The following is a 9,128-nucleotide window of genomic DNA, read 5'->3' on the forward strand; positions in this document are numbered from 1 at the left end:
GCTACGCATCTCTATGTATGCCACTCACGTTAAAGAGTGAGTGGCGTTATTTGGTGCCGTGCAGGCATAAGTCAAAATATGGTTTACTAATACTGTCTGAGTGCGCTAAATGCGGCGGCGATCTTGTGATGATCTTTCACCCCAGGTGCGCTCTCCAGACCCGAATTGAAATCCAGGCCGTAAAATCCTTGTTTGCTCGCGTCACTGGCATTGTCTGCATCTAATCCGCCGGCGAGCATGGCGTCTGGTTTATGTGGCAGCGCTTGTTGCCAGTCGAAGCTAAGGCCGGTGCCACCAAATTGTTCGCCACTCGCCTTGCAGCTTTTGCTGTCAAACAAGATGCGATCGGCATTTGTGGGGACGGCAAGCTCACTGTCAGTTTGCTCTGAATCAAGATTCACCGCCACGGCTTTCCATATCTGCGCCTTGCTGCCAGTGGCTGCTAAGGCGCTACGCACTTGATCGATATCATATTCAGACTCACTGCCGTGAAGCTGAACCGCAAACAGCTCGAGGGACGACGCGAGTTCGGCGATATTTTTTGCTGACTCGTTAACAAAGACGCCGACAAAATTGAGCCGCTTACCCGAGGCTCGATGAGCCGCTAGCAGAGACTTAGCCTTGTCTGGGGTGATATAACGAGGTGACTTTTCGGCGAAGATGAGTCCGCCATAGATGGCGCCAGCATCGGCGACGGCATTGGCATCTTCAACCGATGTGAGGCCGCAGACCTTGTTGTGGCCGAGGGTCAATGTACGACAAGCCAGGTCTAAGTCATCTGCTGCCATCAATGAGCTGCCGACCAAGAAGCCATCGACCAGCGGACTCAGACGGCGAACTTGCGCCTGATTGTAGATCCCTGATTCGCTGATCACCACACGATCCGCCGGGATACGGGGGGCGAGCGCTTCTGTCGTGGCCAAGTCGGTAGACAAGTCACGCAAGTTGCGGTTATTGATGCCTATGATGTTGGCATCGAGTGCGATGGCGCGTTCGAGCTCGGCTTCATTGCTCACTTCTGTGAGTATGTCGAGCCGGTACTTGGCAGCCTCACAGGCCAGTGCACGGTATTGGTCATCATCGAGCACAGACAGCATCAATAGAATGGCATCTGCGCCTTGGTGAGCGGCGAGCTTAACTTGATAGTTGTCGACGAAGAAGTCTTTACAGAGAATAGGCTGCTTAACCCGGGCACGAACCTTAGGGATATAGTCCATGTCGCCCTGAAAAAACTGCTCGTCGGTGAGCACCGAGATCCCCGCAGCATAGTCATTGTAGACATCGGCAATGGCTTCGACATCGAAATCTGCCCGGATAAGGCCTTTTGATGGGCTGGCTTTCTTGCACTCGAAGATGAAGCCGGCATTGGGCGCGCGTAATGCCTCGAACAAGCTGCGATCCGATATTTGGGGCTTAAGGCTAGCTTGTGGGAAACGCAGTTTCAGTGCCTGTATATGTGCAGCCTTAGTCGCGACGATTCTGGTCAATACATTACTGGCCTCTGAAGGGCTCTGTTGGTTGTCGCTGTTTTGTCTATTGTTTGCTTTAAGATCTGCGATTGAACTGCTCATGCTGTTACTCCTAATCTTGTTTTTCATCTGGCTTTGCCGCTGCACTGGCGCTGGCAAGCTGCTCGAGTAAACCGTATGCCTTGCCACTGGCAAGGGTCTCGAGCGCTAGGGCTGTGCCCGATTTTATTGAGTCACACACGCCGGAGATGTAAAGCGCACAACCTGCGTTGGCGGCAACCGCGTGACGGTGGGCGGTCAGACCTTGCCCTTGCAGTATGGCGCGAGTGAAGTCGGCATTTTGCTCTGGTGTGCCACCTTCGAGATCTTTGAGCCTAGCCGATGTGACGCCTAAATCATCTGGGGAGATTTGGTATTGCTTAATGTCGCCGTCAAGCAGTTCACAGACTAAGGTGTCACCGTGGATAGCCACTTCGTCCAAACCACTGCCATGGACCACCATGGCACGCTTCATGCCGAGTGCCTTCAATACCTCTGCAATGGGCTGAACCAGTTCACTGCAGTATACGCCGAGCAAGATGAAATCAGGGTGAGACGGATTGATCAGTGGACCGAGTACATTAAACAGGGTGCGGGTCTTGAGCGCCTGGCGAACCGGCACCGCGTGCCGCACGCCAGCATGATAGTGGGGGGCGAACAAGAAACACAGGCCGAATTTATCGAGACAGTCTCGCGCAGTTTCCGGTGCCATGGTCAAGTCAATACCGAACTGGGCCAATAGATCTGACGACCCCGACTTGCTCGAGACACTACGATTACCATGTTTGGCTACCTTGGCGCCCGCCGCCGCGGCGACGAAGGCCGCGGTAGTGGAGATATTGATGGTGTTGTGGCCATCGCCGCCGGTACCGACGATATCGACTATGCCTCGAGCACGCGTCGCATCACAGGGGGTTGGAAATGGCTTAGCCGCGGCGCGCAGGGCATCGGCAGCACCGGATATTTCATCGATAGTCTCGCCGCGCATCTTCATGGCGATAAGCATACCGGCCATGGAAACTTGACTCATTTCACCTTGAATAATAGCGCCAACCAGAGATTTTGCCTCGGCGCGAGTCGCACTCTGGCCTGCATAAAGCTTATCTAATAGAGGTTGAAGCTGGCTCATGGTGCATCTCCTGTTCTTGTGGAAGTCTTGGTATCTGCATCGGTTAAGTAGCTCAGGGTTTGCGTGAGCAGTTGGCTGCCTAGCGTGGTTAAAATTGACTCAGGATGAAATTGAAAACCGACGGCTTTATGACTCTTATGGGAGATAGCCATGGGCATCTCTTCGGTGGTGGCGATCACTTCGAGGCACTCGGGCACTCGGGTTGCCACTAGGCTGTGATAACGGGCGACAGGCAGCGGCGAGGGCAGGCCGGCAAAGATCCCGACTCCTTGATGGAAGGTTGGGCTGGCTTTGCCGTGAACCACCTTGGGAGCACGCTCTACCTTGCCGCCGTAGTGCTCAACCATGGCTTGATGACCGAGACAAATGCCCAACATAGGCACCTTACCGGCAAGTTTGCCGATGAGCGCCATCAGGCAGCCCGCTTCATGGGGAGCGCCGGGTCCGGGCGAGAGCACCAGGGCAGCCTTGTCTGCTTCGTTTAACAGTTTTTCTGCGATAAAGTCAGCGCTAAGATCGTTACGATAGATAACCACCTCGAAGCCTAAGCTTCTGAATTGATCCACCAGGTTATAGGTGAACGAATCGAAATTGTCTAATAGGTAAATTTTCATAGTCCGCCTCCAATTTTTATTGCGCTTATCACCGCCTGCGCCTTCTGACGGGTTTCGTCGGCTTCGGCCTGTGGATCTGAGTCAAATACTACCCCAGCCCCAGCCTGGATATGGGCGATGCCCTCTTTTACGAAGGCGGAGCGGATGACGATACAGGTATCCATGTCACCAAGGCCATTGAGGTAACCGGCCGCGCCGCCATAGCTGCCGCGCCTACTTTTCTCGACACCGCGGATGAGTTGTGATGCGCTCACCTTAGGGGCGCCGGTGAGTGTGCCCATGTTCATACAGGCCTGATAGGCGTGCAGGGCATCGAGATCGGTACGTAGTTGACCAGTGACGCGACTGACTAGGTGCATCACATGGGAGTATCTGTCGACTTTCAATAACTCAGGGATCTTGCGGGTGCCGCTTTGGCTAATACGCGCCACATCATTACGGGCTAGGTCAACCAACATCAAGTGCTCGGACAGCTCCTTCTTATCCAGACGCAGTTCGAGTTCGATACGGCTATCGAGATCGGCATCTATCTGGCCATCGGCTGTCTTACCACGCTGACGGGTACCGGCAATGGGGTAAATCTCCACCTGATTGGACTGGGTCTCATACTTAAGTGCGCTCTCTGGGGATGCGCCAAACAGGGTGAAATCATCACCCCTGAAATAGAACATATATGGACTTGGGTTAGTTAGGCGCAGGGCGCGGTAAGCCCCGAGAGTGTTGGGACATGGCAAGCTGAAACTGCGTGATGGCACCACCTGAAAGATATCACCGGCCACAATATGACACTTAAGCGCATTGACCGTGTCTTTAAACGTCTCATCGGAGATGTCGACCTCGGCTTCGGCGATAACAGGAATGAGTTCCGCTGCGGCCGCGACCCGTTCAATTTGCGCCTTGACTGAATCGATGCGTTTGGCGAGTACCTTGGCATATTCAGCCTTGAGCGCCGGTTCTGAAATAAAATTATGGGTGACGATATTGGCGGTTTCTTGCTGGCGGTCGACTGTGATAAGGGTTTCGGCCAGGTAAAATAGATAGTCCGGGCAAGTGTTAGCACCATAGGGCACCTGAGGCAGAGGCTCGACGGTATCGATAAGATCGTAGGCCAGTACGCCACCTAAGAAGAGATCTTCAAATGCCGGACTCGTCCCGCAGTCAATCTCTTTTATTAGGGCGCGCAGACCATCTAAGGGAGAAGTGGATTTGAGTCTGGCATCTTCATCTAGCTGGGCGGTTTGTTTAACTAATGTCAGCTTGAGTACATTTTTGTCTAAGTTTGAACTGGCAGTGCCAAAGAAGGTCTGGATCGGTGACAACAGAGATTGGCCATTGTCGGTCAAAGCGGTGAAGATCACTTGATAACCTTCACAACGAATCATCAGGGCGGCGTCGGTGAGGATCAGGCTCTTGATATTATCCTTGCTCTCAATTTCAGCAGATTCTAGCAACATGGTGTGAGGCGCATCTTGGGTAAGATGCTGATATAAACTTAAAGGATCATCCGGGTAGGAGATCCGCTCCTTACTCGTGGTGACTTGAGCTAGTTTCATCTGTTATCTCTCTTCTCTCTTCAATGCTTGCATATGCGGTTAACGTTTTGCGGGTCTGTCATGGCTTAATGGTGTTCTTTGTTCAAAATCGGGTACAAAAAAGCCCGCATCTTGGTGCGGGCTTCTTGTTGAATCTAGTCTCTTTTACATGAGCACAGAATTTCACACCACCCGCTAAGTTGGGAAGTGCCACCACCAATTGATGTTTTGTGCTTGAAAAAATGTCTTCATCGGGAACATTGACTCCGTATTAAGCGTGAGAACATGTAAAAGGTAAATGCCATCCGTTACTCGGTAACAGCGCATTTAGAGGCTATATAAGAGCACTAGCGAGTCAATGATGTCAATTGAATATTTTTATATTTGACGTTATCTGAGCATAAGCGCCCCAACAGGTTTTTTTTAGCGTTCGAGTCATGGAAATTTAACAAGAAAAATCTAGGCTATTTAACTCTTATTTATGTTTATTTCCCCTTTTTCTAACAAACTCAAGTAGAATAAGTTCATGACAGATGAAATATTATTAATCGATCTCCATAGCCACACAAACGCTTCAGATGGGCAACTAAGCCCCTCGGAGCTGATTGAAAGAGCGATTGGAAACGATGTGCAGATGTTTGCGATCACCGATCACGATACCACAGCAGGATTAGCCGAAGCACACGCCTATAATCAACAGCATGAATCTCCCTTAAGCTTGGTCAATGGAGTCGAAATTTCGACGCGTTGGCATAACCACGATATTCATATTGTAGGTCTCAATGTGAGCTTGCAAGATGAAGCGCTCGAAGCGTTTCTTGCACATCAAAGAGAACTGCGTGAAATCAGAGCCAAAGAAATTGGCATAAGGCTAGCTAAAGCTGGCATTGAAGGCGCTTATGAAGGGGCGAAGGCCCTGGCCGGAGACGCCGCATTGAGTCGAGGACATTATGCCCGTTGGCTTGCCAATAATGAATATGCAACCAGCATGGCAAATGTATTTAAGAAATACCTTGCACGGGGTAAAACAGGCTATGTGCCTAATAACTGGTCTGATATGGCCACGGCTATCGACAAGATACATCAGGCAGGCGGTGTCGCAATCTTGGCCCATCCCAGTGGCTATAAACTGTCGGCTAAATGGGTGAAACGTCTGGTGCGGGAGTTTAAGGAGGCCGGTGGTGATGCCATGGAAGTGGTTGGCAGTCGCCAGACCATAGAAGATCGTAATAATTTAATCGCATTAAGTCTGCAAAATGAGTTAGCCGCATCCCTTGGCAGTGATTTTCATTTCCCAGGCAGTTTTATTGAGCTTGGCAAGAACATGTTTCAGCCCAAGGGAGTGAATTGGGTATGGCAGATGGATCGTTGGAATGGTGAGAGAATCGCTTCTCAAGTATAGGCTCCTTGTGCAGCAGCGTTTTCGAGCACTTGTTTAAGGGCTTTCTTGAGCGCTTTCCCTAGAGCCTAGCCGAGTTAACCCCACAGAATTGAAGTATTGGAAATAAGAGTATATGAGTCAATTTTTTTACGTACACGAAGAGAATCCCCAGCCGCGTTTGATAAACCAGGCGGTCAATGCCCTTAAGAATGGCGGAGTCATCGTTTACCCCACAGATTCGGGTTATGCCCTTGGTTGCATGCTGGGTGATAAAGATGCCATGAGCCGTATGGCGCGTATTCGTCAGATTGATAACGATCATAATTTCTCCCTCATGTGTCGCGATCAGTCTGAGTTATCGACCTATGCCAAGGTCGACAATCAGGCATATCGCGTGCTCAAACATCATACGCCAGGACCTTACACCTTTATTTTCAAGGCCAGTAAAGAGGTGCCCAAGCGTCTGCAGAATCCTAAGAAGAAGACCATTGGCATTCGAGTGCCGGATAATGTCATCGCGCTAGCCCTACTTGAAGCCTTGGATGCGCCTCTGATGTCGACCAGTTTGATTCTACCGGGTGAAGAGTTTACCGAGTCAGATCCTGAGCATATTCGCGATATTCTGGAACATCAGGTCGATGCGATCATACACGGCGGCTACTTAGGTGAGAAGCCCACGACAGTGATCGACATGTCAGATGGTGATATGGAGGTGATCCGTGAAGGCGCCGGAGATATCAGCCCTTTCGTCTAGCGCTCAATGAGTAATCCCTGCAGTCGACGCCCGTTACGGGCGTTTCACTCTCGTCATATCTGCCAGCCATATCGGCTAATTATCTGTGCAACTCATGGTGAACAAGGTATAATCGCGCGCTGGTTCGTTTGCTTGGCTTTATTTTAGGGCTAAATGGGCCGCCCAAGGTTTTGTTTTATGCGGGTTTGACTGGCTATAAACAAGAATATAATCAAGTATTAGAGTAGTTTAATCTGAGGAACACGATGCAAGGGTCTCAACAAAGTTTGCCCTTGGCCATTGTCAGAGGCGAGCCGATAAAGCAGCTTCCCGCCGATCTTTTTATTCCGCCAGAAGCACTGGAAGTGTTTCTTGAGTCGTTTGAAGGCCCGCTAGATTTACTCTTATATCTGATCCGTAAGCAGAAACTCGATGTTGTCGAGCTGGCAATATGGCCTGTGACTAAGCAATATCTCGAGTATATTGAGCTATTGCAAGGCGCACGAGTCGAGCTCGCCGCCGATTATTTAGTCATGGCGGCCACCCTCGCTGAGATTAAGTCTCGTTTGTTACTGCCAAGACATGTGAGCGAAGATGAAGAGGAGGAAGATCCTCGTGCTCGGCTAATACGTCAACTTAAGGCCTATGAGGTGATTAGAGAGGCGCAGCAGCAGCTCGATAACTTACCTCGGCTCGAGAGAGATGTGTTTCAGGCGAGAGTCACACCGGCAGCGGATATCAAGCCTGTGCTAGTGCCACCAGAGGTGTCTCTGACTGAGATAGCCTTGGCATTTGGCGCCGTCATGAAGCGCATCGAGGCGACAGGGCATCACCATGTCAGGCGTGAAGGTTTGTCGACGCGAGAACGAATGGCACAGATTTTGGCCAAGCTTGATGGTGAGGAATACTTGCCATTTGAAGCACTTTTTGATGTCAAAGAGGGGCGCAGTGGTGTGGTGGTCAGTTTTTTAGCCTTGATGGAACTGGTTAAAGAGTTATTGGTCGAGCTGGTGCAGAGTGACCCATTTTCAACCATACATGTTAGGGCGTATTGATTGTCTAGCCAGAAGCAGCAGCAAAAAATGCAGATAAACCCCGAACAACTCAAGCAGTTGATCGAGGCGAGCCTATTCGTATTAGGCAAAACAGTCAGCATCAAGAGCCTGAAAGAAACTGTGCTAGTGAATTTTAGTGTCACTCGGGTTAAGATTAAAGCTGCCATAGAAGAGTTACAACAAGATTATCAGGGGCGAGGTGTTGAGCTAATCAGCGTCGCTGGCGGCTATCGATTTCAAACCATCGAGGCCTTGAGTCCTTATCTTCAGCCCTTGTGGCAGGAGAAGGCTGCAAAATATTCACGGGCAACCTTAGAAACCTTGGCCGTAATTGCCTATCGTCAACCTGTGACTCGAGGTGATATTGAGTTTGTCAGAGGCGTAGCAGTCAGTAGTCACACCATAAAAAGTTTGACTGACAGACAATGGATTAAAACGGTGGGGCATAAAGAAGTACCGGGTAGACCGGCACTGTATGCCACGACCGACATTTTTTTAGCCTATTTTGGCTTAGAACGGCTAGCGGACTTACCGCCGCTCACGGACACTGAGTCTTTAGAGGCCCTCTTTTCAAATGTGAATTCAAGTTCAGATCCAAGCTCAGATGCTAATAATGAACAAGCAGACCCCTAGCCCAATGAATACATCTATCCATTAAGGCATTCATATCTCTGAGGCCTAGAGTGTTATGGCTATATCCCTGAGGTTTAGTGTAAATTGCTCAAGCCAGTATCCTTGCCGACTTGTCAGTTGAAAACGATATACCTAAAACACCTTGGCACAAAAACAGATATGCCCAGACTTATCCTACGTTAAGTTCCAACATTTCCCCCAAAAACATAAGAGTCTAGATTGCAGACTGGATCATTAAACCCAATCTGTATAAAAAATTCTCGATTTATCCTATAGATGTACAGATCGAATCAATCCCTTGAGGAAAGCCTGAGTGTAGCATTGTGCATGTGCACGGGCTGGTTACAGATGTTAGTTAATCGTTATCATTAAGTTAAAATTAAAGTTCAGTTAATAACCTGCGTGTAACGTATCGACTGTTTCAAAACGTCTTGAAACAATTATAAGGGATTATTTTATGAATATTAAAATTTGCGGGCTAGCCTTATTGGTTATGTCCACATCCGCCATCGCATCAGAGTTCCCCAAACTCGATGAAGCCTT

At 49.8% G+C, this 9,128-nt stretch carries 8 protein-coding genes; 4 read left to right on the forward strand and 4 right to left on the reverse strand.

Going from position 1 to position 9,128, the window contains the following annotated elements:
• Positions 1–86 precede the first annotated feature (86 nt).
• The 4 genes from trpCF to HRU42_RS01880 are packed head-to-tail and all read right to left on the reverse strand — an operon-like array spanning position 87 to position 4,804.
• The gene (gene trpCF, locus HRU42_RS01865; protein WP_295028490.1) at positions 87–1,571 is read right to left on the reverse strand and encodes a bifunctional indole-3-glycerol-phosphate synthase TrpC/phosphoribosylanthranilate isomerase TrpF; all 1,485 of its coding nucleotides are present in this window, start codon (positions 1,569–1,571) and stop codon (positions 87–89) included.
• 10 nt (positions 1,572–1,581) lie between these two features.
• Complete coding sequence (gene trpD / locus HRU42_RS01870; RefSeq protein ID WP_295028492.1) at positions 1,582–2,637, reverse strand: anthranilate phosphoribosyltransferase; 1,056 nt, start codon at positions 2,635–2,637, stop codon at positions 1,582–1,584.
• Complete coding sequence (locus HRU42_RS01875) at positions 2,634–3,251, reverse strand: aminodeoxychorismate/anthranilate synthase component II (RefSeq protein ID WP_295028494.1); 618 nt, start codon at positions 3,249–3,251, stop codon at positions 2,634–2,636. Before HRU42_RS01875 ends, trpD begins: the two co-directional genes overlap by 4 nt.
• The gene (locus HRU42_RS01880; protein WP_295028496.1) at positions 3,248–4,804 is read right to left on the reverse strand and encodes an anthranilate synthase component 1; all 1,557 of its coding nucleotides are present in this window, start codon (positions 4,802–4,804) and stop codon (positions 3,248–3,250) included. Before HRU42_RS01880 ends, HRU42_RS01875 begins: the two co-directional genes overlap by 4 nt.
• A gap of 505 nt (positions 4,805–5,309) precedes the next feature.
• Between HRU42_RS01880 and HRU42_RS01885 the strand changes: the two genes are divergently transcribed.
• The 4 genes from HRU42_RS01885 (at position 5,310) to scpB (ending at position 8,585) form a co-directional block, all read left to right on the forward strand.
• Positions 5,310–6,185 (forward strand): PHP domain-containing protein, encoded by an 876-nt coding sequence (locus HRU42_RS01885; RefSeq protein ID WP_295028497.1) that lies wholly within the window; start codon positions 5,310–5,312, stop codon positions 6,183–6,185.
• A gap of 112 nt (positions 6,186–6,297) precedes the next feature.
• Positions 6,298–6,918 carry an L-threonylcarbamoyladenylate synthase gene (locus tag HRU42_RS01890; protein ID WP_295028499.1) on the forward strand — a complete coding sequence of 207 codons (621 nt, stop codon included), beginning with the start codon at positions 6,298–6,300 and terminating at the stop codon, positions 6,916–6,918.
• 245 nt (positions 6,919–7,163) lie between these two features.
• Positions 7,164–7,952, forward strand: coding sequence for a ScpA family protein (locus HRU42_RS01895; protein WP_295028501.1), 789 nt, complete (start codon positions 7,164–7,166; stop codon positions 7,950–7,952).
• A gap of 27 nt (positions 7,953–7,979) precedes the next feature.
• Complete coding sequence (gene scpB, locus HRU42_RS01900) at positions 7,980–8,585, forward strand: SMC-Scp complex subunit ScpB (RefSeq protein ID WP_295028503.1); 606 nt, start codon at positions 7,980–7,982, stop codon at positions 8,583–8,585.
• Positions 8,586–9,128: the final 543 nt, after the last annotated feature.

Source organism: Shewanella sp., assembly GCF_013214165.1.
GTDB lineage: Bacteria > Pseudomonadota > Gammaproteobacteria > Enterobacterales > Shewanellaceae > Shewanella.

Coding starts and splice junctions, on each gene's coding strand:
- HRU42_RS01890 (WP_295028499.1), top strand. CDS start 6,298: ATGAGTCAATTTTTTTACGTACACGAAGAGAATCCCCAGCCGCGTTTG.
- HRU42_RS01885 (WP_295028497.1), top strand. CDS start 5,310: ATGACAGATGAAATATTATTAATCGATCTCCATAGCCACACAAACGCT.
- scpB (WP_295028503.1), top strand. CDS start 7,980: ATGCAGATAAACCCCGAACAACTCAAGCAGTTGATCGAGGCGAGCCTA.
- trpCF (WP_295028490.1), bottom strand. CDS start 1,571: ATGAGCAGTTCAATCGCAGATCTTAAAGCAAACAATAGACAAAACAGC.
- trpD (WP_295028492.1), bottom strand. CDS start 2,637: ATGAGCCAGCTTCAACCTCTATTAGATAAGCTTTATGCAGGCCAGAGT.
- HRU42_RS01880 (WP_295028496.1), bottom strand. CDS start 4,804: ATGAAACTAGCTCAAGTCACCACGAGTAAGGAGCGGATCTCCTACCCG.
- HRU42_RS01895 (WP_295028501.1), top strand. CDS start 7,164: ATGCAAGGGTCTCAACAAAGTTTGCCCTTGGCCATTGTCAGAGGCGAG.
- HRU42_RS01875 (WP_295028494.1), bottom strand. CDS start 3,251: ATGAAAATTTACCTATTAGACAATTTCGATTCGTTCACCTATAACCTG.